The sequence below is a fragment of the Natronoarchaeum sp. GCM10025321 genome (genome assembly GCF_042663585.1).
In the GTDB taxonomy this organism is placed as follows: Archaea; Halobacteriota; Halobacteria; order Halobacteriales; family Natronoarchaeaceae; genus Natranaeroarchaeum.
This window is the reverse complement of record NZ_JBHTAN010000006.1, coordinates 1,641,138-1,663,326: the sequence shown is the minus strand read 5'-3', so window position 1 is coordinate 1,663,326 and position 22,189 is coordinate 1,641,138. Positions and strand designations below refer to the sequence as shown.

Sequence of the window (22,189 nt, the reverse complement as noted above, 5' to 3'; positions counted from 1 at the left end):
AACTACTTCGCTCAGTCGTCGTCGTCCTGTCGGTTCTCCGAGCCGGATTCGACGAACGAGAACATGTCGTCGCTCTCCTCGTCAGCGTCGCCGCTCTCCTCGTCAGCGTCGCCGAGGGTTACCGGGTCGTCTCCAGCGTCTTCGTCGTCTGAAGCCGGTTCTGCGAGCGGGTCCTCCGTCGCCGCCTCGGCGTCCGGCGCTGATTCGGAGTCCGCGTCCATCTGCACGCCAGTCGTCTGTTCGTTGCCGGTCCCAAACTCGATTGCGTCGTCGGATGCCGACTCGTCGGTCGGACTGGTGCGGTTCAGCGCCGCCGGATCCGCATCGTCGGTGCTGTCGTCGGTTCCCTGATCGATCTGCGTTTCCTCGGGGGCTTCGTCGGCCGCGTCAGCCGGTGATGCGTCGGTGTCGGGCGTCGACGCCGTCTCCTCGGCGTCCGGGGTATCGTGATCCGCGGCCGGAAGCGCGCTGTCCGCGTCTTCGTCCACGCCGAGGCCCTCGTCCGGATCGGCGTCGGTTTCGAAGCGGTCGAGCGCTTCGGATAGCTGTGAGGCCTGATTCGCGAGGTCCGATGCAGAGCGTGAGACCTCGGTGAGTGCGGTGGTCTGCTGTTCGGCGGCGGCAGCGACGTTCTCGGATTCGGCGGTCGTTTCCTCGGAAATCGTCGCTGCTTCGTCGACCATCGCGACGACCTGCTGGGTCGAGGCGGCCTGCTGCTCGGTCGCCGCGGAAATCTCTTGGACGCCCGTGTTCGTCTCTTGGGCGTACTCGGCGATTTCGTCGAGTGCGGACGCGGCGTCGCGGACCGAATCGGTGTGATCGGTGATCTCCGCGCTCGTTTTGCGGACCTCCTCTGCGGTGGTGTCGGTCTGGGCCTTGATCCGTTCGAGGCGGTCCTCGATGTCCTCGGCCGCGTCCTTGGTGTCGGCGGCTAGCTCTTTGACCTCCTCGGCGACGACGGCGAACCCTTCGCCGGATTCACCGGAGCGGGAGGCCTCGATGTTGGCGTTCAGTGCGAGCATGTTCGTCTGCTCGGCCACTTCGGTAATGAACTCCAGTAGATCGTCGATCTGACCGACTTCCTCCTGCAGAGCCTCGATCTCTTCGACGGCAGTCTGGCTCTCGGCTTCGATCTGGTTCATGCCCTCGATCGCTTCTTGAGCGGCCTTGCGACCTTCGCGTCCGGTCTCGGCGGTCCGTTCGGCGATGTCGGCGACCTCGTTCGACGAGGAGGCGATCTCCTCGGTCGTCGTCGAGAGGCCGCTCATCTCCTGGCTCACCGACTGCAGGGAGTCGTTCTGGCGCTCCGCGCCGTCGGAAATCTCCTGGATCGATTCGGTGACCTGTTCGCTGGCACTACGAACCTCCTCGCTGGAGGCGGTCACTTCCTCACTGGCGGTCGCGACCTCGGTCGCGAACCGTTTGAGCTGTTGGACGGTCGCCTCGATCTCGTCGAGCATCGCGTTGAAGTCCTCGCCGATGCCACGCATCTGCTCGTTATCGGCGTCGACCGTGGCTCTGACCGAGAGGTCCCCGTCCGCGGCTTGGCCCATCACGGCACAGTACTCCTCGGCGGACGCTTCGAGATCCTGATTGATCCGCTGGACGCGTTCCCGCTCGGATTCGGCCTCCTCGCGGGCCTGCTGGGCGTCGCGTATCTGCTCTCTGAGCGCGTCGCGCATGTTAGCAAACCCGTCGTAGAGTCGACCGATGTTGTCGATCCGTTTCGTCTCGAAGTCGACGTCGAGGTTGCCCTGCTCCATCTCCTCGGTCTTCCCGGTCAGTCGGTCCATCGCGACGGCGGTGTTCCGCCCGAGTGCGAGTCCGACGATGCCGATGAGCAGCACGCCTCCTGCGGTAGCGAAGGCACCGTACGTGGTCAGCGTTTCCGCGAAGCCGTAGGCAAAGCTGGTCGGCGCGTGAACGACGACCACGAAGTCGGCGTCGCGGGGGGTCGCATAGCCGACGGCGTGATCCTGATCACCGACGCCCGACTTATCGGGGACGAACTGTGAGCCGACTTCCATCGCTCCGGCGTCGTTCCGGCCCATCTGTCGCAACTCGTTCAGTACCGGACTGTCACTGGGATAGCTCTGACCGACCGTCTCGCCGACGTTGTTGTCGTCCATGACGATCGTATCTCGCTCGTCGATCACCAGTCCGTAGGTGCCGTCACCGGCACTACCGATGGTGTTTCCAGTGAGGATGTTTTGGCCGACGGGTTCCATGTCGTGGACGGCGACCATAATCCGGTCGTCGTCACCGACCACGTTACGGAAGAACGCGATCTTCTGTGTGCCATCTATCTGATACATCTGCGTGACGTCGACGTTTCGGTGCGCGAAGTCTCCCTCGCCGAGCCACGGTCGTTCCTCCGCGGCGTACGTCTCACCGCGTTCGGAGGGATCCGACGATGCAATGATTTCACCGCTCGAGCTGTCGACGAGGTGTATCTGAGTCAGCGTGTTCGCGCTGTTTGGGTCTCCCCGGTCGGCCCTGAACGTCTCCAGATATCCGTTCAGTCCATCGTCGCTGGTGTCAGACTGGAGTCGGTCCTCTCTGGACACTGAGAGCACCTCGATGGCGCTCTGTTCGAGCCAGTTGTCGACGCTCTTGGCGTCGGACGCTGCCGTCGATTCGAGGTCATTGAGAGAACTTTGTTCAACTTGGTTGGACATCAGCGCCGTTGCGACGCCGCCGACAGAAGCTACAGAGATTCCGAGAACAATCACGACGATTGCGAACTTCGCCGCGTAGCTACTGCGTATCCGGCTAGGCACGATCCGTCGGAGAGAATCCAGCATACTGGTCACCAATTCTCTGAAGTAATATAAGTTCATTCATTATTTACCGACAGGACAGTATCAATAATTAATAGTAATAAACCGGCAACAGCGGTCGGCCAGCACAGACGACTGGTTGATCCAATGGATCGGGGCAAACCCGCAGTATTTTATTCGCGAGAGGACGTGCTACGAGCATGACCGAAGCCGAAGGGATCGTCGGCGAGTTCAAGTCACTGAAAGCCGACAGTGATGCCGACATTCTCGCGATGCAGGTCGGCGATTTCTACGAGTTTTTCGACGGCGACGCCGAGACGGTCGGCGAGGAACTGGATCTCAAGACGTCGAAGAAGTCCTCTGCCGGCGTCAAATATCCGATGGCCGGCGTTCCTGTCTCGGAGCTAACCCCCTATCTCAAGGCGCTCGTCGAACGCGGCTATCGCGTCGCCGTCGCGGACCAGCGCGAGACCGAATCCGGCCACGTCCGCGAGATAACGCGCGTCGTCACCCCGGGGACACTGCTCGACGTGACCGATGCCGACGCCCGGTACGTCGCAGGACTGGTCCTCGACGACGGCGTCTACGGTCTCGCCTTCGCGGACGTCACGACCGGGCAGTTCTCCGTGACGACGGTCGATGGCGAGGACGCCCGCGACGGGGCACTCACCGAACTCTACCGGTTCGACCCCGTCGAAGTACTCCCGGGGCCGACGGTTCGGGAGGACGACGACCTCGTCGCGACGGTTCGCGACCGGACCGACGCGACGCTCACGCTCCACGAGTCGGGCGCGTTCGCGCCGGGCCACGCGAGACACGCCCTGATCGAGCAGTTCGGCGCGGAGAGCCTCGATAGCGTCGGCGTCGAGGCGAGTGCGACGATAGCGGCCGCCGGGGCCATCGTCGATTACGTCGAGGAGACCGGTACCGGACTACTGGCGTCGATAACACGACTCCAGCGCTACGGCGACACGGAGTTCGCCGAACTCGACGCGACGACCCAGCGCAACCTCGAACTCACCGAGACGATGCAGGGTGGGACCGATGGCTCGCTGTACGCCGTCCTCGATCACACCGTCACCAGTCCGGGCGGGCGGACGCTCAAGTCGTGGCTCCAGCGCCCACGCCAGTCCGGCGACGTGCTCGACAAGCGCCTGGCGTCCGTCGAGGCACTGACCGAGGCCGCGCTCGCACGCGAAGAATTACGAGAGCAACTCGACGGCGCCTACGATCTGGAGCGCCTGGCGAGCAAAGCGACTTCAGGGAGCGCCGACGCCCGGGATCTGCTGGCGGTTCGGGATACGCTCGCCGTCCTGCCCGCCGTCGAGGAGAGCATCGAGAACGCCCCACGGCTGACCGGGACGCCACTGGAAAGCATCGTCGAGCGGCCGGACTGCAAGCGGGCCGCCGAACTACGCGAGACGCTCGACGAGGCGCTCGCGCCAGACCCACCGAGTACGGTCCAGGAGGGGAGATTGCTGACTCGCGGCTACGACGAGGAACTGGACGAACTGATCGAGCGCCACGCGGAACTCGAACAGTGGTTCGACAGTCTGGAGGAACGCGAGCGACGGCAGTACGACCTCCGACACGTCAGCGTCGGGCGGAACAAGACCGACGGCTACTACATCCAAATCGGCAAGTCGGCGGCCGACGACGCGCCAGAGCACTACGAGAACGTCAAGACGCTGAAAAACTCCGAACGGTTCCGCACCGACGAACTCGCGGAGCGCGAACGCGAGATCATGCGGGTCGAGGAACGCCGCGGCGAGTTGGAGTACGAACTGTTCTGTGACCTGCGCGAGACGGTCGCCGACTGCGCCGAGACGCTGCAGGACGTCGGGCGGACGCTCGCGGAGATAGACGTCCTCGCGAGTCTCGCGGTCCACGCCGTCGAGAACGATTGGACCCGACCGACGCTCGCTGCGCCGAGCGAGGGCATCGATATCGACGCGGGCCGACACCCCGTCGTCGAGCAGACGACCGACTTCGTCCCGAACGATCTCACGCTATCGGACGACCGCGCGTTCCTGATCGTTACCGGCCCCAACATGTCCGGCAAATCGACGTACATGCGACAGACGGCGCTGATCGTCCTGCTCGCGCAGATCGGAAGCTTCGTCCCGGCCACATCGGCGACGGTCGGGTTAGTCGACGGCATCTACACGCGGGTCGGCGCGTTAGACGAGTTGGCGCAGGGGCGCTCGACGTTCATGGTCGAGATGCAGGAACTCTCGAAGATACTCCACTCCGCAACCGAGGAGTCACTGGTCATCCTCGACGAGGTGGGACGTGGAACTGCGACCTACGACGGCATCTCCATCGCGTGGGCGGCCACCGAGTACCTGCACAACGAGGTTCACGCCCGAACGCTGTTTGCGACGCACTACCACGAACTGACGACGCTCGCGGACCATCTCGACCGGGTGGCGAACGTCCACATCGCGGCGGACGAACGCGACGGCGAGGTCACCTTCCTCCGGACAGTGCGGGACGGCCCAACCGACCGGAGTTACGGGATCCACGTCGCCGGACTGGCGGGCGTTCCCGAACCGGTCGTCGACCGATCGAAGACCGTCCTCCAGCGCCTGCGCGACGAGAAGGCTATCGAAGCGAAAGGCGGGGGGTCGGGCGGCGGGACGAAACAGGTCGTCTTCGACGTGGGAAGCGGACAGATGACGACGGCGTCGGCAGACGGCGGTAGCGACCCTGACGCGGGGAACGCCGAGGACGCCGAGGGCTCCGCCGCCGGCGGTACCAGTGAAGTCGACCCGATCACCGACGAGTTCGGCGACGACGCCGCCGCCGTGCTCGACGAACTGAGCGACGTCGATATCGCCGAAACGTCGCCGATAGAGTTGATGGGCGCAGTCCAGGAATGGCGCGAGCGACTCGACGACTGAGGCGAGTTCGTCAAGCAACAGGGTTCTTGAGGGGCCAGTGAGTAGGAATCTGGCAACGAACGACGCCGCGCTTGCGGCGCCGAACACACCATGACAGACACGGAGATCAAGCAGTTAGACGAACGCACCGTCCAGCGGATCGCTGCGGGCGAGGTCGTCGAGCGGCCCGCGTCCGCCGTCAAAGAGTTGGTCGAGAACAGTCTCGACGCCGACGCCTCGCGCATCGACGTCTCGGTCGAGGCGGGCGGCACCGAGTCCATCCGCGTCCGGGACGACGGGAGGGGGATGAGCGAGGCCGACGTCCGCGCCGCGGTCCGCGAGCATACGACGAGCAAAATCGACGACGTCTCGGATCTGGAGGCGGGCGTCGCCACCCTTGGCTTCCGGGGCGAGGCCCTGCACACCATCGGTGCGGTCGCCCGGCTAGCGATCACGACCAAACCGCGGGGCGAAGAGGGTGCAGGCACCCGACTCACCTACGCCGACGGCGAGGTCGAGTCCGTCGAACCGGCAGGCTGTCCCGAGGGAACGACCGTCGAAGTTACGGATCTCTTTTTCAACACGCCCGCCCGGAAGAAGTACCTCAAGACCGACACCACGGAGTTCACCCACGTCAACCGCGTCGTCACGCAGTACGCGCTGGCGAACCCCGACGTGGCCGTCTCGCTCGAACACGACGGCCGCGAGGTGTTCTCGACGACGGGCCGCGGCGACCTCCAGTCGACGCTCCTCTCCGTCTACGGGAAAGACGTCGCCACGGCCATGATCGACGTCGATGCCGAACCCGCGGTTGGCTCCGAGTTCCCCGAGGGGCCCCTCGACGGAATCAGCGGCTACGTCAGCCATCCCGAAACCAACCGGAGCACCCGTGAGTACGTCTCGACGTTCATCAACGGCCGCTACGTCACCTCCGGCGCGGCGCGCGAGGCGATCATGGACGCCTACGACGGCCAGTTGGGCAACGGCCGGTACCCCTTCGTCGTGCTCGACCTCTCGGTTCCGGCCGAGACGGTCGATGTCAACGTCCACCCGCGCAAAATGGAGGTTCGCTTCGACGACGAGGCCGGATTCAAACGACAGCTACGAACGGCCGTCGAGGACGCCCTGCTGGACCACGGTCTGGTCCGATCCTCGGCACCCAGAGGGCGATCCGCACCCGACGAGACGGAGGTCGATCCGGGGTCGGCGTCGACGCTTTCGGACGCCGACGGCGGGGATAGCGAGGACGCCGGACCTCGGGCATCCGCCGACTCGACATCGGCGTCGAGCGATTCCACTTCGGCGTCGAGCAGCGCCGGTTCGCACCAGTCCGAATCGTCGGAGCCGACCGGTGCCGGCGCCACAACCGATACCCCCGACTCGGGAGCGAACGCGACGGCCTCGGAGTCGACCGATCCCCCGACGGACCGAACTCGGACCGATTCCACGTCTGGCTCCCGAGATTCGACAGCACGGAGCGAGTCGGCGAAGGTCAGCGATTCGACGTCAACAACCGACACGACCCCCCGACAGAGTGAGGATCGTAGTGCCAGAGACGGATCAACTGGAGCGCCGACCCATACAGCCGACAGCGGCGCTACTGCCCCAGCATCGAAGTTCACCGGCCCACACGATCAGGAGACCCTGTCGGGCGACCTCGCCACCGCCGAGGCGTCCTACGGTAGCCTGCCACGACTGCGAGTGCTCGGTCAGCTACACGGGACATACATCGTCGCCGAGACCGACAACGGACTGGTGCTGATCGACCAGCACGCCGCCGACGAGCGGGTGAACTACGAGCGCCTGCAGGAGGCGTTTGCTGGCGATACGACAGCTCAGTCGCTCGCTCAGCCCGTCGAGATCGAACTGACGGCGGGGGAATCGGCGCTGTTCGACGCGTATCAGGAGGCGCTGGCGTCGCTCGGCTTCTACGCGAACCGGGAGGGCCGAACCGTCAGCGTGACGACGGTACCGACGGTGCTCGACGAGACGCTCGCACCCGAACGGCTCCGGGACGTCCTGTCGTCGGTCATCGACGCCGACGAGAGCGCGGGTGAACAGGCCGTCGAGTCGCTCGCGGACGGCTTCATCGCGGATCTGGCGTGCTACCCCTCGATCACGGGCAACACCTCACTGCAGGAGGGGTCGGTGATGGACCTGCTCGAACGACTCGACGACTGTGAGAACCCCTACGCCTGCCCGCATGGCCGGCCGGTCGTCATCGAAATCGACGGCGAGGAACTGGAGGACAGATTCGAGCGGGACTATCCGGGCCACGCTGGCTAGGAAACCGTGTTACTAGGGCACAAAGCATATAGCAATGGCGGTCGGTAATCAAAGTGCGGTGGTGTCCACTGCGCCGCGCCGGCTCTCCACTGGTCAACCCTGTCGGGTGGTGAGCCGCCCCTCCGAGTTTTCGTGAGTAGGTGAACTTATACTACGTCCGGTCGTTGGCCGAGCCATGAGTGATCTCGTCACGTTTGGCGAAACGATGCTTCGGCTCTCGCCCCCACAGGGCGAGCGCGTCGAGACGGCTCGTGAACTAGAATTTCGTGCCGCGGGCGCCGAGAGCAACGTCGCGATTACCGCGGAACGGCTGGGTGCCGTCGCGACGTGGCTCTCGAAGGTACCGGACTCACCGCTCGGCCGCCGAGTCGTTTCGGGACTACGACAGCACGGACTCGATGTGGACGTCGTATGGAGCGACGGTGGGCGACAGGGGACCTACTACCTGGAGTATGGCGGCGATCCACGGGGGACCAAGGTCATCTACGACCGACAGGGGGCAGCGGTCCAGACGACTCAACCGCAGGAACTGAACCTCGCCGCGATCCGGAACGCTCGACTGTTCTACACGAGCGGTATCACGCCGGCGCTCTCGAACCAACTCAGGGAGACGACCGCACAGTTACTGAAAGTAGCCAAGGAAGCGGGTACGAAGACGGCTTTCGACGTCAACTACCGGTCGAGCCTGTGGTCGCCCGATGAAGCCCGACAGACGCTGACGCGGCTGTTCCCGGCCGTCGACATTCTGGTGATCCCGTTCCGTGATGCCCAGACAGTCCTGAACTACGAACGGGACCCGCGCCAACTGGCCCACCATCTGGCGGCGGAGTACAACCTGCAGACGGTGATCGTCACGAACGGCGAACGTGGCTCGCTGGCCTGGCACGACAACACCGTCCACGAGCAGGATATCTACGATGCGGACACTCACGACGCCATCGGGACCGGCGACGCGTTCGTCGGCGCCTTTCTCGCCCGGCGCCTCGCAGGCGACGGGGTAACGCGAGCGATGAGATACGGCGCGGCGACTGCCTCCCTCAAGCGGACGATCGCGGGCGACATCGCTACGGTGACGAAAAGCGAAGTCGAGTCCGTGATCGGCGACGACATGGAAGAAATCTCGCGGTGACACTGCGAGGTCCTGAGCGTCTCTATCGGTTGTGCACCGATCCGTCTCACCGGAGCAAACACTAAAACCGTCCCGACCCGTTGTCGGGTATGGTACACGTAGCGATCGTCGGCGCGTACGGCAGCGCCGGTGTCGCAGTCGCTGGTGATCTTGCAGACGTCGAGGATATCGAACTCACGCTGATCGACGACGGCGACCCGGGCGGCGGACTCTGCATTCTCCGTGGCTGTATGCCCTCCAAAGAAGTTCTGTCGGCCGGTGCGGCCCGGTTCAAAGCGGACCACGACGACCGTGTTCGGGGCACGCCCGAGATAGATATCGACCGGGTCGTCGCCACCAAGAACGAGCACACTCTTAGCTTCGCCGAGCACCGCCGTGCCGCAGTCGAGGACCTCGCTGAACGTGACAGCGTCGAGTTCATCCACGATACCGCCCGATTGGTCGATGACCGTGTGATCGAGGTGGCCGACCGGATCATCGAGCCGGATTACCTCGTCATCGCGACGGGATCGACGGTCAACGTCCCCGATATTCCGGGCATCGACGCGGTCGACTACTCGACGAGCGCCGACGCGCTGGACGCCACCGAGTTCCCCGACTCAGCAGTCGTCATGGGCTTTGGCTACGTGGGCCTCGAACTCGTTCCGTATATCGCGGAGGCCGGCGGGACCGATCTGACGGTGATCGAGCACGACGCCGCGCCGCTCGACGAAGCCGACGCCGACTACGGCCCGCGGATACTCGACATCTACGAGGAGAACTTCGACATCGACGTCCGGACACACAGCTACGAGCGACGGGTAGAACCGACCGACAACGGTCGTGTTCGACTGCACATCGATCACGAACCGCCTCACGAACCGGTATCGAGCGAGAGTATCGAGGCCGACGAACTGTTCCTGTTCACCGGCCGCCAGCCAGCACTGGACCGACTCGGACTCGAAAACACCGTACTCGATCCGGGGCCCGGCTGGGTTCGGGATACGATGCAATCGGAGACGGATCCGCAGACGTTCGTCGTCGGCGACGTTAACGGTCACGAGCCGATTCTGCACGTCGCCAAGGAACAGGGGTTCAAAGCCGCGGAGAACATCCTCGCGCACTCCCGGGGGGACCCGACGGAACCGTACGAGAACGTCCACCACCACGTCGTCTTCTCCGGGCTTGGCGTCTACCCATACGCCCGGGTCGGCCACTCGGCGGAGAGCGCCGAGGCCGCCGGGATCGATCACGTCGCGGTGACGCGAGAGGCCAGCGACGACGGCGTATTCAAAACGAACGCCGTCTCGGAGGGGCTGGCAACGCTGGTCGTCGGGACAGACGGCACTGTCCTGGGCTATCAGGGGCTTCACTACCACGCCGACGTGATGGCCAAGACGATGCAGGTGGCCGTCGAGATGGGTCTGGACGTCCGAGAGATCCCCGACCGCTCGTATCATCCGACCACGCCGGAGATCATCGACGGCTTGCTCCGGGAGGCGAGTGCAGCGATCGAGTAGGATCGACGAGAAGCGACTGCCACGCAAGTGCAGCGATCAATCGTCCAGAACGGACACCTCGTCGCCGACGCGAAGGCTCTCCTCGCTGTCGACCCGCGTGTTCACCATCAGACGGAAGTAGTGGTCGTACCAGTCACGGTCGACCCACCCGGGGAGCGTCGCCTTTCGCCGCTCGACGAACCGTTCACGAAAGCCCTCGGTCTCCGCGCCGGTATCGGGGTCGCGCGTCGGGACGACACAGCGCTGGCAGGGGTTGACGCCCGCGAGCGTGGCCTCTCCCATGCGGAACGGAACGACCGAGTCCCGGTCGGCGTACAGCCGATCCTCCCAGAACGACTCGCCCGCCTCGATCACGACGTTCGGGCGGAGACGGCGACGCATTTCCGTGGGGCCGATCCCGTCGAACCAGCCCGCGACGGCATTGATCGTCTCCCGACTGATGACCGTCGGCCCGGCGGCGTCGGTGTCGTCGGGCATCCCGGTCGGGTCACGGATCACGCTCACCGGGTAGTCGAAATACTCCGAGAGCCACGCGTTCAGCGATCCGCGTTCGGCGTCGAGACTGAACGTCTCGGCGTCTCGGTCGGGCACACTGATCGTCAGCGCGCGCGTATCCGGATCGAACGCCGAGTCGAGGCGATGGACTGCCGGTTCGCGCTTACCGTTGACGTAGTCGCGCTCGGCGTCGACGATGGCGTACTGCCGGTCGCCATCGAGCGCGCCGCTCGCGCGGAGGCCTGCCGACTCGACGCGTGTCGCGTCGAGAGACTTGACCGGGTAGACGAAGAGATCGACGATCTGCGGCATGGGTCGGTCTCACGCTCCGATGGGAAAGTATGTTGCCTTCGCTGCAATCGTGGACGTGTTAGCTACTCTGAAAATAAATACAACATAATTAATAACTACACGGATAGATAAATATCTTAACTCCTAATAGGTACCACGTTGCTTACTGTACACATGGATTCGGAACAGCAGTCGTTAGATAGACGTACGTACATGAAGATCGCCGGAGCCGCCGGCGTGGTCGGCACGGTTGGGCTGGCAGGCTGTCTGGAAGGCAACGGCGAAAACGGAGACGAGGAGAACGGCGGCGCCGAGAACGGTGACGAGGAGAACGGCGGCGCCGAGAACGGTGACGACGAGAGCGGTGCGAACCAGATTGTCGCAGGAACGGCACCCGGGTTCGCACCGTTCGAGATGGTCGAGGACGGCGAACTGGTCGGCTTCGATATCGACCTGCTCGAAGCGGTCATCGACGAAACCGAGTACGAACTTAGCGGCTGGGAACAGCTAGAGTTCGCGTCGCTGATCCCCGCGCTCGATAACGGGAACATCGACGTCATCGCCGCGGCAATGACGATCAACGAGGAACGACAGGAACAGATCGCCTTTAGCGAGCCGTACTACAGTGCGAATCAGTCCGTGCTGGTCGCGTCCGGCGGCGATTTCCAGCCGGAGTCACTTGAGGACCTCGCCGACCGGACCGTCGGCGCACAGAGCGGGACGACCGGCGAGCAAGTCGTCCGAGACGATGTCATCGATGCCGGGATCATCCCCGAGGGGAATTACACCTCGTTCGACAACTACGTCCTGGCCGTCGAGGACCTCGAACGCGGGGTTATCGACGCTGTCGTGATCGACGAACCGGTCGCCCAGACGTTCCAATCGAGCCGCGACGTCGAAGTCGCGTTCATTTACGAGACCGGTGAGCAGTACGGCTTCGGTGTCCGGCAGGATGCCGAGGACCTGCAGTCCGCTCTAAGCGAGGGGATTACTGCGGTCGAGGAAAGCGGCGAGTACGAGGAGATCACGTCGACCTGGTTCGACCAGTAGGCCCCAGCATAGATGGACATAGCAGCGTTTCTTTCGACGGTGTCGTGGGTGGCCGCAGGAGAGTCGTTGCCGCATCTCGCGGAGTCGATCTGGTCGATGCTCGGCGAGGACTGGCAGTTCGTCCTTCGGAACGCGGATTACCTGCTCGGGGGTGTCGTCATCACCATCGTGCTGACGATTACGAGTATTCTACTTGGCTTTCTGCTCGGCTTTCCCGCCGGCGCAATCGAGGTGTACGGTAGCGGCTACTCGAAAGCTGCCGTACGGAACCTGGGCATCCTGTTCCGTGGGACGCCGATCCTCGTGATCATGCTCTACATGTTCTTCGTCGTACCGATCGAGTACTTGCTCGGACCGCTCAATACGCTGATCGGCGGAATAGACCTCCTGCTCGGACCGACGCCGTTTACCGCACCCGAGGAGATCGGAGGGGCGTTTTTCGCCGCGACGCTCGCACTCGGCCTCCGGAGCGCAGCCTACCAGTCACAGATCTTCCGGGGGGCGCTCAGCAGTATCGACGACGGACAGATGGAGGCCGCCCGTTCGATCGGGATGAGCAGGCTCGAAGCGATCCGCTACGTGATCGTTCCACAGGCGCTTCGGCGGAGCGTCCCCGGGTTCCAGAACGAGTTTACCATCGTGCTGAAGGACACGTCGATAGCCTTCGCAATCGGACTCGGCGAACTGCTGAAACGGAGCGACGACCTGTTCATCCAGCAGACGACCGCGATACTAGAGATCATGCTCTTTGCCAGCCTCATTTACTTCGTCCTGACGTTCAGTACGAATCGTACGCTCGATTTCGTCGACAATCGCTTCGCAATTCCAGGTGAATCGTCGTGACAGACTCTCGCATCGACCGATCCAGTCGTACCGACCGGGGCACTGACGCCGAACCATCGCCACTGCTACGGATCGAAGACCTCCGGAAGTCCTACGGCGACGAGGAGGTGCTTCGCGGCGTGGATCTGGAGATAGAGCGCGGTGACGTCGAAGTGCTGGTCGGCCCCAGTGGGAGCGGCAAGTCCACCCTGCTACGGTGTGTGAACCGGCTTACCGAGGTCGACAGTGGGCACATCTACCTCGGCGACGTCGACGTCTGTGCGCCCGACACCGACCCGAACGAGATTCGCCAACAGATCGGAATGGTGTTCCAGGACATCAACCTCTTTGCCCACCTCACCGCTATAGAGAACGTCATGCTCGGCCTTCGCAGGGTCAAAGGAATGGACAAAGAGCCTGCGCGTGAGCGCGCAGAGGAGGAACTCGACCGGGTCGGACTCGGCGATCAGGTCGATTCGTATCCGGCACAGCTATCCGGTGGCCAGAAACAGCGCGTCGGCATCGCCCGGGCGCTTGCAATGGACCCCGAACTGATGCTCTTCGACGAACCGACGAGCGCGCTCGACCCCGAGTTGAGCAACGGCGTCCTCGAGGTAATGAGCCAGCTAGTGGCCGACGGAATGACGATGCTCGTGGTCACTCACGAGATGCGCTTTGCCCGCGGGGGCGCGACCGGGATCACGTTCCTCGACGAAGGCGAGGTCGTCGAGCGCGGCCCGCCGGAGAAGTTGTTCGAGAACCCCGAGAAGGAGCGAACCGCAGAGTTCTTCCAGAGTATCAGTCATGAGTGACTCGAGAGGGCGACGATGAGCGAGGCCGAAACCACGGCATCGCCGACCGGCCGGTTCCGCACCAGTTCGGTCGATACCAGCCACGCCATCAGCATCTTCGCTGGTATCGTGTTCTGGGGCTGGCTCACGACGCGCTGGCTCAACGACTGGGTGCTCGCACGCCTCGGCATCGGTCCCGGTGCGGGCGAGAACTTCATCCCGCGAGAACCGTTCGACGCGGCGGCGGCCTCTGCCATCGAGGCGGCCGAGCGGTTCAGCATCGTCGGGCTTCCGTTCGAGTGGCTCAACTCGCTTCTCGAAACCGCCGGCGTCGCGGTGCTTAGCTGGCTGGGAGCGCTCCTCGACACCGCTGGCGTCGCGGTCGGCATCGCGCCCGCGCTGGCCGGTGCGGCGTGGTACACGATCCTCCTGACGGTCATAAGCATCGTTCTCGGCTTCTCCATCGCGGTCCCGCTGGCGGTCATCCGTGTCTACGGCGGGCCGCTCAAGTGGCCCGCGCTGGCATACACCGAGTTGATCCGCGGGACGCCCCTGATCGCCCAGTTGTTCGTCCTCTACTACGGCCTCCCGCTCGCGGTCTGGCTACAGGATACCACGCTGATCGGCTACGGTACGATCCCAGAGCAGGCGTTCTGGATCGCCATCATCGGCTTCACGATCAACGGCTCGGCCTACCAGGCCGAATACATCCGCGGCGCGCTCGAAAGCGTCGACGAGGGCCAGCTAACCGCGGCGCGGGCGCTCGGCCTCTCCCAGATAGACGGGATCCGGTACGTCGTCCTGCCGCAGACGCTCCGGTACGCGATTCCGGCATGGACCAACGAACTCGTCTATCTGCTCAAATACTCCTCGCTCGCCGGGTTCATCACGGTCCCGGAACTGTACAACGTTGCCAGTGACATCGCCAACAGCACGTTCGAGTTCACGGCCATCTTCGGCCTGCTTGCGGTCGTCTATCTCGGCCTCGTACTGACGGCGACGAACATCATGAGCCGCGTCGAGTCCTACGTCTCGATTCCCGGGATCGGTGCCGTCGAGGGGCGTCAGCAGGGCGATAGCTGACTCGTTTTCACAGTTCGTGGTGGACGTAGATGCCCAGATAGCCGCCGAGGACGCTAAGCCCGACAGTGTACACTGAGCCAAGGACCAACACACCGACGACGAGCAGTCCGAACGCGGATTCGACGGCCGCTCCCGTCAGAATCACCAGCAAAAACATGCCTGCAAAGGCGTAGGGCAACAGCATGATCAGCCCGGCAAGCAGTCCAAGCCGTAGGCCGTCACTCGTTTCGCCGCCCTGGAGATACGCCGCAAGCCCGCCACCGAGCAGTGGCGCAAACGGAACGAACGAAAAGACGATGCCGACGACGGCGCCGATAATCGCGTTGGCGATCGGGTTCGAAAAGTCTTCTGTCGACCTCGAGTCGGTCTCAGACGATGGCGTCGACGTGGTGTCGAACGAATCGGAGCTCATAGCTATGGATACTGCTGTTTGCCTGTTGAATGTTACCTCGCGCACGGTGGCGCGGGGAATCCTGCTCTTACAAGGGCAGGCTTCCTGTTTCGAGGACGTGACTTGCAGACACGCGCTGAAAGTCAGCGGTGTCCGTAGCGGTCACAGTCTCCACAGGCGTTGATTCGGGCCATCCCAACCCTAATTCAGAAAAGCCACACTTGAGAACGTTCATCGCCGCGTTTGCGTCTCTATCCGTCTCGAATCCACAACTCGGACAGGAATGTTCCCTGACCCAGACGGGTTTCGCCGTCTCCACACCGCACGACGCACACTCTTTCGTTGTGCCTCGCGCTTCGACCTGAACGACGTGCGTTCCGTGCAGGTCGGCTTTGTATTCGAGCAGGGTGATGAATTGTCGCCACGCCGTGTCCTGCTTGTTACGGGCGTTCCCGTCACCCTGAAGCATACTCTGGACGTTCAAGTCTTCCACGAACACGGCGTCGTACTCCTTGACGAGCCATGTTGTGATTTTGTGCTGGTAGTCCAACACCTTCCGCTTGATGTGGCGCTTCACCTTCGCCACCTCTCGACGTTGTTTCTCGTAGTTGTTCGACCCCTTCTCTTTCCGAGACAACTTGCGTTGCTCACAGCGAAGACGTTCGTAGTCGTCTTCGAGGTCGAGCCAATCCACGGTCTTGCCGTCGCTGGTGTGGATGTAGTTCAGGATTCCGAGGTCAATCCCGACGCTGTTGCTCGCGTCCAGCGAGTCCACGTCGGGTTTCTCGGGTAGGTTGGCGTTGTCGGTTTCCAACCCGAAGGAGACGAACCATTCGCCGGTCGTCTCTTTCTTGAACGTGACTTCTTTGATGGTGGCGTGGTCGGGAATCGGTCGAGAATACCGGATTTTTACCCACCCAATTTTGCTGAAGCGCACGTAGGCGTACTTGTCGTGGCCCCTCTTTTCATCGAGGTCGAAACCAGACTGACTGTACGTCACGCTTCGGTACTCGGTGGGTGATTGCCGTTTGAGCCGACCAACGTTGTATCCCTTCTCTTTCTTTTTGCGAAGGTTTGAGAGGTTGCGGTGGAAACGGGCGACAGTGGCTTGGGAGGCTTTCGAGTGCAGTTCACTGAACACTGGCCATCGTTGTTTCCACTCGGGGAGTTTGTTGTTCTGGTCGTATTCACTCGGCTTGTCATCCCCCAGAGCTTGTTGGTAGTCCCAGCGAACGTGGTTGTATAGCTGGCGATGAACATTCAGATGGTGTTCCAGTCCGTCCGCTATCTCTTGTGTCGGATAAGCGTGATAACGGTGACTGTATTCCAACGGTGTCTATTGATTAGAGATATGTTCACTTAATGGTTTGTATCAGCGAGTGTCGGCTTCATCCCCGACCACGGTGGGTCGGGGTATTCGCCTCGATGACCAGTATAAAAGACCCTGGTCGGGTATGTTTAATTCGTATCGCCGAGCGAGAGTTGCTCGAACTGCTGAAGCCGTTCCAGCGGTCTGACAACGCCGAGGTCCGCGTCGAACTCGATACAGTTCTCGGCCTGGAGCATCGGCAGGTGCCTGTGATACAGTTCGATTGCAAGGTGATCCGATGTCGCTCGTTCGGAAGCCGGTTGTATCTCGTCGCGAATCGCCTCGACCAGTCCGTCGACTGTCGTTGTGCCCTCCGTGCGCAGTAACGCCGTGACAAGTGCCCGTCTGGTCGGATCTGCCGCGATCCGGTACAGTTCGTCGATAGACCCCCGCTTCAGCCTCGACATGCTACGTTTGCCCCCTGCGTAGCAACTGTAACCGTCAGGGAAACATTATTGCACCCCATGAGATCGTTGCAGACGTTGCACGACCCACGCCTCAGATATCTTCGGGGCGTTTGATCGTTGCCGCCTCGCGATACTCGCGGTAGATCTCGTCAGCCCACTCCAGCAGGGAGTCGTCGGTCGATTCTAGCAACGCACGGGGGAAGCCCTCGTCGTCCTCGACGCCGATCTGGACAGTCTCTTCGTCGCCGATTCCGAGATAAAACGGGGGGTCGTTGTCGGCGACGCGTACTGTCAGTCGCCCGGTCTCCAGTTGTTCGGCGAACAGCGGCGCGAACGCTTCGGTTTCGATCGTTCGGTCGACGTCACTGGAGACGGTTATCTCGGCCTCCAGCGTCCCGTTTACGACCTGTTCGTGGACGAGTTTCGTCCCCTCCAGATCGAGCGACGAGAACAGTCCCCGGAACTGTTCTGTCCTGTTCAACAGTTCGGTCTGAGCTCTTCCCGGGGCGTACGGATCACCGGGAGTGTGTGGGACGATGTCCGCGGAACGTAGCTGTCCCGGTTCGACGCCGTACTCCGACATCGGAAACCACTGCAGAAACTCCGATAGCTCGTCGGTGAGCCGGACGGTCTCTTTCAGATCGATGAAATCCCTGATGACGAGTTCGCCGACGGGCGTGATCTGATACGTCCCGGAATCGCGCCGTACCCAGTCGCGTTCCTCGAATGCAGTAAGCGCTCGTGCAATCGTCGACCGGGAGGCGTCGATGCGATCCCTGAGACTGCGCTGGGTCGCAGGACCGGAGTTCAGGAGTTGGCGCAACACGTGTGTCCGTGGCTTCGAGCGAGCGAGAAAGGCGATCCGGTCGATCGGGTCGGGGTCGTCAGCCATCTACAGAACCATGACATTTCTATCGGTATAATTGATTTGGGTGGCCCAACGCTATCCGGTCCACTTGGCGTCGGCCAGCGTCCGCTGGACGACGTCGTGACCGACTGCCTCGGCGAGCGTCTCGAAGCCGGCGCGTTCGCTCCGGTCCTCGGCGTTGGCGACCAGACGGGAGACGATGAACTCCGGCGTCGACCGGCCCACCGTCCCGAACCGGGGCTGGTAGTCCACCTGTAGTTCGAGATCGGGCGAGAGACCCTCCGCGAAGATGCCGTCGGTCCGGGCGGCGTCGGGGAGCGGTGCGAGGTCGTCGGCGAGGTGCGTGACGAACGCCCCGAGTGCGCCCCGCTCGACGGTCAACCGGACGAGTCCGTGTAGCAGGTCGGCGGCACTGCCCGGTTCCGTGATCGCCTCGAACTCGTCGACGAGCATCAGCGTTCGCTCGTTCGTCGAGACCGGTGGGACGATGTTTCGCAGGGTGGATTCGAGCACGCCAGCGTTGAAACTCGCGTGGCGGCGGTGGAAGACGAGCGAGTCGAAGACCGAGACCTGTGCTCGACTGGCCGGCACTGGGAGGCCCATCCCCGCCAGCAGGACAACCTGACACAGCGTCTCCAGCAGCGTCGTCTTCCCGCCGGAGTTCGCCCCGGTGACGACGGCAACGCGGTGGTCTGCCGGCGGCGTCCGGTCGTCAGCACGCGGCGGAACGTCGTCGTACTCGGGAAGCGTATGCTCGCCGATAGCGTAGGTGATCGGCTGGACCGAATCGGCGTCCTCGGCCGCCAGCGAGAGGTTGGTGGCGTCGACGACAGCCACCGTATCCCGGCCGTCGGTGACGTACTCCGGCCGACACATCTCGTGGGCGAGCGCGAAACGGGCCAGCGAGAGATAGAACGCGATGTCGTCGATGGTCTGGACGGCGGCGTCGACGTCCTCGCGGGCCGCCGCGACGTCCCCGCGCAGGTCGCTCGCGACCAGTTCGCGGCGCTCGGAGACGGCGCTTCGCAGGTCGTTCGAGAGTTCGCGCAGGGTCGTCCCGACGAAATCGGTCGCGTCGATGGCGTCGTCCGGCATCGCCGCCCGTACACGATCAATCGTCACGTCGGCCTCCGTCCGGACGTGTTCGATAAAGGTCGTCCGGAAGTCCTCGGTGCCCTGCACGCCGTCCTCGCGCAGGCGCTCGATGACGTCGAGCGCGTTCGCGTCCAGGCGCTCGACGGTGGCAAGCGAGTCACGGAGGCCGTCGAGTTCGTCGTCGATGCCCTCGACTACGCTCCCATTGCTTAGCCCTGCGAGGGCGGCGCTGGCGTCGGCGAGTCCGTCGCGGTCGAGTTCCCCGAGTGGCGCGAAGACGTCCTCACCCTCGTCTGCGGTCGTCTGTTCGCTCGCAGCGACGACGCCTGCATCCAGTAGCGCCAGCGTGGCCTCGACCGCGGCGCGTTCGCCGGCCGCGGCGTCGTCGTAGGCCGCGAAGGCGTCGAGCACGGCCTCGCGGTCGCTCTCGTCGAGCGCCGTCCAGACGTCCCGCGTCGCGAGCACGGTGTCGAGTCGTGCCGCCATCCCGTCGGTATCGAGCAATGGCGTCAGGACTCGAATCCGGTCGGCCGCGCCGCGAGTCACCGCGTGGGCCTGGATCAGGTCGAGCAGTTCTTTGTACACGTCCCGCGAATCGCCCGTGGCGAGCACGTCCATCCCATCGCCGCCGTTCGCGCGGCGGAGGATTCGCGTCGCCCGGCCGCGGGAGAGTCCCGCCTCCGTCAGCGTGCGGACGTCCCCGCTTTCGATGGCTCTAACGGCCGTCTCGACGCCGATAGAACCCGTCAGCACTTCGCGAGTCTTCGGTCCGACGCCCCAGTACTCCTCGAGTTGCATACATCTACGTCTCACGGGGTGGGTATGAGTGCTGTGCTCCGCTCCCGCCTCGCCAGAGCACTCGCCGGGGGCGACCGACCGCGCTCAGGCGTAGGTTCGCTCGATCAGATCCAGAATGTTGTCGGATTCGGACATCGTGATTCCGCGGTCTTCATCGATAAGCACCGGCACGCCACGCTGGCCGGAGACCCGCTTGACCTCGTTCCGGTCCGAGTGCATCGCGTCGACCCAGACCGAGTCGTAGTCAACGCCGACGTCGTCGAGGCGGTCGGCCACTTTCTCGCAGAACGGACAGCCTTCGAGCTGGTACAGCGTGATGCTCATGTCCGTCCTTGCGGAGGGACGCTCAAAGAAGTTACTCCGGCGAGGACACAACACATATATCGCGCATCGACTAACCCCCGGTCGATGATGGCGACCACCCACGGCTTCGTCGGGCTAGCGCTGACGACCGTGGTCGCGGCGTTCGCTCCGGAACTCGCGGTCCCCGCCGCTGCCGGCGGGATTGCGGGCGGGATCTTCCCCGATCTGGACGTCGCTGCGGAACACCGCCGAACACTCCACTTTCCTGGCTACTACACGATAGGGGCGCTCCCGGCAGTCGGATTCGCTACTGTTGCGCCCGGGCCTGTCACCGTCGGCGTGGCGACGTTCCTCCTCGCCGCGGCAGTCCACTCCGTCAGCGACATCATCGGCGGGACGCCCTCCGCAGTCCCGTGGGAGTCCGAGCGGGAGCACGCCGTCTACTTCCACGCGAGCGGGCGATGGCTTCGTGCGAAACGGTGGGTCCGCTACGACGGTGCGCCCGAGGATTTCTTTCTCGGTGCCGCCTTCGCCTTGCCGAGCCTCGTCCTGTTCGAGGGGACGATACGACGACTCGTGCTCGTCGGACTGGGCGTCTCGCTGGTCTATTCCCTCTTCCGCCGACCCATCGGCCGGATCGCCGCCCGGTGGGAGTGAGCGGCGGGCGTCACGGCGGCCGTATTGACGTGTACCACGATCCGGCACGGACAGCCGTTACGGCCGGAGAGCGGGTAAGAGCCCAAATCCCTGCGTACGGAAATTTATTTGTACGTGGCGAATCGTGCAATAGATCATGGAGCGGAACCAGTCTGGGGGCGGAGATCCGTACGTCGAGGCAACACTGCCCCGAGAGCTACACGACCGTGTAGAGCGACTGTTCCGCGAGTATCGGGGCTACGAACCCACATCAGTCCAGGAGAGCCTGAGCGTCATCTGCGATCTGGCGGAAGCACAACTCGACACCGACGCGTCGGACGCTACGAGCGAGCGGGCCAGCAGCGGGACCGCCCCTTCGCCAGTTGCCGATGACCCCGTCGACGATCCAGCGCCGTCTACGCAGGAGGCCTCTGCAGAGCAGACGGAGACCCTGGAGTCGAGGTCTTCGAGCGAACAACAGAGTCCGAAGCCCGATTCCTCGGGGACGATCAGGGCCGCAATCGACGAGGTGTTCCCGACCGACTGGGCGACCGAAGCGGACACCGCAGAGCGGCTTCCGCTGATCGTCGGCCACTACCTCACCGCGGAGGGATCGACCCGTATCGAGCGCGAGAACAGCGCGCTCGCGGCAGTCGGGACGAGATACGGGACGAACCCCGAACGACTCCGCACCGAGGTCGTCGAGGATATCTACGGGGCGGACACACTCCCGGGGGAACTCGCCTCGGAGTTCTTCAGCGAGGCTCTCGGGAAGGTCGAACAGCGCCTCGAACGGGCGGAAACCGACGTGCTGTCGGCAGTCGAACTCGTCGGCGGCGACTCCGAGCAGTCCTCCGAGGCACGCACGGACGAGACGGGACCGACCACCACTGAAAGCACCGGATCGACTGACTCGCCGCTGGATCTCGGGAGCGGGAGCACCGACCTCCCGGCCGGGCTAGCGGACGACATGGCCAGCGACGGCGGGGCCGTCCAGAGCGTCGACGAGCGGATCGACAACCTGTTTACTGAACCGAACGGCCTCACGGAGATCGGGATCGAGTCGCTGGTCGACGGCGCGGCGACCGACTGTGAGATCTGTGGCGAGCGTTATTCGGTCGTCGATCTGCGGACGACGACGGAGGCGAGCGACGACCGGCGGGTCAATCTGGTCTGTGACGACTGCGCCCCGGAGTAGCGAGCGCGGAAAGCAA

18 protein-coding genes are annotated in these 22,189 nt (G+C 63.6%); 10 read left to right on the top strand and 8 right to left on the bottom strand.

What is annotated here, in order from left to right; translation table 11 throughout:
• Positions 1–11: 11 nt before the first annotated feature.
• Positions 12–2,804, bottom strand: a complete 2,793-nt coding sequence (locus ACFQL3_RS11235) for a methyl-accepting chemotaxis protein (RefSeq protein ID WP_377054274.1) — start codon at positions 2,802–2,804, stop codon at positions 12–14.
• Between the two features lie 176 nt (positions 2,805–2,980).
• Between ACFQL3_RS11235 and mutS the strand changes: the two genes are divergently transcribed.
• From mutS to ACFQL3_RS11215, 4 genes are all read left to right on the top strand, one after another.
• Positions 2,981–5,683 (top strand): DNA mismatch repair protein MutS, encoded by a 2,703-nt coding sequence (gene mutS / locus ACFQL3_RS11230; protein WP_377054272.1) that lies wholly within the window; start codon positions 2,981–2,983, stop codon positions 5,681–5,683.
• A gap of 90 nt (positions 5,684–5,773) precedes the next feature.
• Positions 5,774–7,948: a DNA mismatch repair endonuclease MutL gene (gene mutL / locus ACFQL3_RS11225; protein ID WP_377054270.1), complete on the top strand. Its 2,175-nt coding sequence runs from the start codon at positions 5,774–5,776 to the stop codon at positions 7,946–7,948.
• Between the two features lie 175 nt (positions 7,949–8,123).
• The gene (kdgK1, locus tag ACFQL3_RS11220; RefSeq protein ID WP_377054268.1) at positions 8,124–9,077 is read left to right on the top strand and encodes a bifunctional 2-dehydro-3-deoxygluconokinase/2-dehydro-3-deoxygalactonokinase; all 954 of its coding nucleotides are present in this window, start codon (positions 8,124–8,126) and stop codon (positions 9,075–9,077) included.
• Between the two features lie 89 nt (positions 9,078–9,166).
• A complete protein-coding gene (locus ACFQL3_RS11215; RefSeq protein WP_377054266.1) occupies positions 9,167–10,576 on the top strand; it encodes an FAD-dependent oxidoreductase in 1,410 nt (469 codons plus the stop codon).
• A gap of 36 nt (positions 10,577–10,612) precedes the next feature.
• Here the strand turns inward: ACFQL3_RS11215 and ACFQL3_RS11210 are convergent, their stop codons facing one another.
• The gene (locus ACFQL3_RS11210) at positions 10,613–11,383 is read right to left on the bottom strand and encodes an MOSC domain-containing protein (protein WP_377054264.1); all 771 of its coding nucleotides are present in this window, start codon (positions 11,381–11,383) and stop codon (positions 10,613–10,615) included.
• 153 nt (positions 11,384–11,536) lie between these two features.
• Here ACFQL3_RS11210 and ACFQL3_RS11205 point away from each other — a divergent pair, with 153 nt between their 5' ends.
• The 4 genes from ACFQL3_RS11205 (at position 11,537) to ACFQL3_RS11190 (ending at position 15,108) form a co-directional block, all read left to right on the top strand.
• Positions 11,537–12,412 carry a basic amino acid ABC transporter substrate-binding protein gene (locus tag ACFQL3_RS11205; RefSeq protein ID WP_377054262.1) on the top strand — a complete coding sequence of 292 codons (876 nt, stop codon included), beginning with the start codon at positions 11,537–11,539 and terminating at the stop codon, positions 12,410–12,412.
• A 96-nt stretch (positions 12,413–12,508) separates the two neighbouring features.
• Positions 12,509–13,255 carry an amino acid ABC transporter permease gene (locus tag ACFQL3_RS11200; protein WP_377057085.1) on the top strand — a complete coding sequence of 249 codons (747 nt, stop codon included), beginning with the start codon at positions 12,509–12,511 and terminating at the stop codon, positions 13,253–13,255.
• A gap of 11 nt (positions 13,256–13,266) precedes the next feature.
• Complete coding sequence (locus ACFQL3_RS11195) at positions 13,267–14,046, top strand: amino acid ABC transporter ATP-binding protein (RefSeq protein WP_377057084.1); 780 nt, start codon at positions 13,267–13,269, stop codon at positions 14,044–14,046.
• A gap of 15 nt (positions 14,047–14,061) precedes the next feature.
• Complete coding sequence (locus ACFQL3_RS11190) at positions 14,062–15,108, top strand: amino acid ABC transporter permease (protein WP_377054260.1); 1,047 nt, start codon at positions 14,062–14,064, stop codon at positions 15,106–15,108.
• Positions 15,109–15,115: 7 nt separating this feature from the next.
• On the opposite strand, the gene ACFQL3_RS11185 is transcribed toward ACFQL3_RS11190, so the two are convergent.
• The 6 genes from ACFQL3_RS11185 to ACFQL3_RS11160 form a co-directional block, all read right to left on the bottom strand.
• Positions 15,116–15,520 (bottom strand): DUF5518 domain-containing protein, encoded by a 405-nt coding sequence (locus tag ACFQL3_RS11185; RefSeq protein ID WP_377054258.1) that lies wholly within the window; start codon positions 15,518–15,520, stop codon positions 15,116–15,118.
• A 67-nt stretch (positions 15,521–15,587) separates the two neighbouring features.
• The gene (locus ACFQL3_RS11180) at positions 15,588–16,829 is read right to left on the bottom strand and encodes an RNA-guided endonuclease InsQ/TnpB family protein (protein WP_377054256.1); all 1,242 of its coding nucleotides are present in this window, start codon (positions 16,827–16,829) and stop codon (positions 15,588–15,590) included.
• A gap of 128 nt (positions 16,830–16,957) precedes the next feature.
• Positions 16,958–17,275, bottom strand: coding sequence for a DUF7344 domain-containing protein (locus ACFQL3_RS11175; RefSeq protein ID WP_377054254.1), 318 nt, complete (start codon positions 17,273–17,275; stop codon positions 16,958–16,960).
• A 91-nt stretch (positions 17,276–17,366) separates the two neighbouring features.
• The gene (locus tag ACFQL3_RS11170; protein ID WP_377054252.1) at positions 17,367–18,167 is read right to left on the bottom strand and encodes a helix-turn-helix transcriptional regulator; all 801 of its coding nucleotides are present in this window, start codon (positions 18,165–18,167) and stop codon (positions 17,367–17,369) included.
• A 51-nt stretch (positions 18,168–18,218) separates the two neighbouring features.
• Positions 18,219–20,036 carry a MutS-related protein gene (locus ACFQL3_RS11165; RefSeq protein WP_377054250.1) on the bottom strand — a complete coding sequence of 606 codons (1,818 nt, stop codon included), beginning with the start codon at positions 20,034–20,036 and terminating at the stop codon, positions 18,219–18,221.
• A gap of 84 nt (positions 20,037–20,120) precedes the next feature.
• Positions 20,121–20,360: a glutaredoxin family protein gene (locus ACFQL3_RS11160; protein WP_377054248.1), complete on the bottom strand. Its 240-nt coding sequence runs from the start codon at positions 20,358–20,360 to the stop codon at positions 20,121–20,123.
• Between the two features lie 84 nt (positions 20,361–20,444).
• Between ACFQL3_RS11160 and ACFQL3_RS11155 the strand changes: the two genes are divergently transcribed.
• Positions 20,445–20,996 (top strand): metal-dependent hydrolase, encoded by a 552-nt coding sequence (locus ACFQL3_RS11155; RefSeq protein WP_377054246.1) that lies wholly within the window; start codon positions 20,445–20,447, stop codon positions 20,994–20,996.
• Positions 20,997–21,132: 136 nt separating this feature from the next.
• A complete protein-coding gene (locus tag ACFQL3_RS11150; RefSeq protein ID WP_377054244.1) occupies positions 21,133–22,173 on the top strand; it encodes a hypothetical protein in 1,041 nt (346 codons plus the stop codon).
• The last annotated feature ends 16 nt before the right edge of the window (positions 22,174–22,189 follow it).

What these genes read in the sequence shown, in the direction of transcription:
- ACFQL3_RS11190 (WP_377054260.1), top strand. Translation starts at nt 14,062, where the DNA reads ATGAGCGAGGCCGAAACCACGGCATCGCCGACCGGCCGGTTCCGCACC.
- ACFQL3_RS11205 (WP_377054262.1), top strand. Translation starts at nt 11,537, where the DNA reads ATGGATTCGGAACAGCAGTCGTTAGATAGACGTACGTACATGAAGATC.
- ACFQL3_RS11165 (WP_377054250.1), bottom strand. Translation starts at nt 20,036, where the DNA reads ATGCAACTCGAGGAGTACTGGGGCGTCGGACCGAAGACTCGCGAAGTG.
- ACFQL3_RS11150 (WP_377054244.1), top strand. Translation starts at nt 21,133, where the DNA reads ATGGAGCGGAACCAGTCTGGGGGCGGAGATCCGTACGTCGAGGCAACA.
- ACFQL3_RS11185 (WP_377054258.1), bottom strand. Translation starts at nt 15,520, where the DNA reads ATGAGCTCCGATTCGTTCGACACCACGTCGACGCCATCGTCTGAGACC.
- ACFQL3_RS11210 (WP_377054264.1), bottom strand. Translation starts at nt 11,383, where the DNA reads ATGCCGCAGATCGTCGATCTCTTCGTCTACCCGGTCAAGTCTCTCGAC.
- ACFQL3_RS11200 (WP_377057085.1), top strand. Translation starts at nt 12,509, where the DNA reads ATGCTCGGCGAGGACTGGCAGTTCGTCCTTCGGAACGCGGATTACCTG.
- mutS (WP_377054272.1), top strand. Translation starts at nt 2,981, where the DNA reads ATGACCGAAGCCGAAGGGATCGTCGGCGAGTTCAAGTCACTGAAAGCC.
- ACFQL3_RS11170 (WP_377054252.1), bottom strand. Translation starts at nt 18,167, where the DNA reads ATGGCTGACGACCCCGACCCGATCGACCGGATCGCCTTTCTCGCTCGC.
- ACFQL3_RS11160 (WP_377054248.1), bottom strand. Translation starts at nt 20,360, where the DNA reads ATGAGCATCACGCTGTACCAGCTCGAAGGCTGTCCGTTCTGCGAGAAA.
- kdgK1 (WP_377054268.1), top strand. Translation starts at nt 8,124, where the DNA reads ATGAGTGATCTCGTCACGTTTGGCGAAACGATGCTTCGGCTCTCGCCC.
- ACFQL3_RS11215 (WP_377054266.1), top strand. Translation starts at nt 9,167, where the DNA reads ATGGTACACGTAGCGATCGTCGGCGCGTACGGCAGCGCCGGTGTCGCA.
- mutL (WP_377054270.1), top strand. Translation starts at nt 5,774, where the DNA reads ATGACAGACACGGAGATCAAGCAGTTAGACGAACGCACCGTCCAGCGG.
- ACFQL3_RS11175 (WP_377054254.1), bottom strand. Translation starts at nt 17,275, where the DNA reads ATGTCGAGGCTGAAGCGGGGGTCTATCGACGAACTGTACCGGATCGCG.
- ACFQL3_RS11155 (WP_377054246.1), top strand. Translation starts at nt 20,445, where the DNA reads ATGATGGCGACCACCCACGGCTTCGTCGGGCTAGCGCTGACGACCGTG.
- ACFQL3_RS11235 (WP_377054274.1), bottom strand. Translation starts at nt 2,804, where the DNA reads ATGCTGGATTCTCTCCGACGGATCGTGCCTAGCCGGATACGCAGTAGC.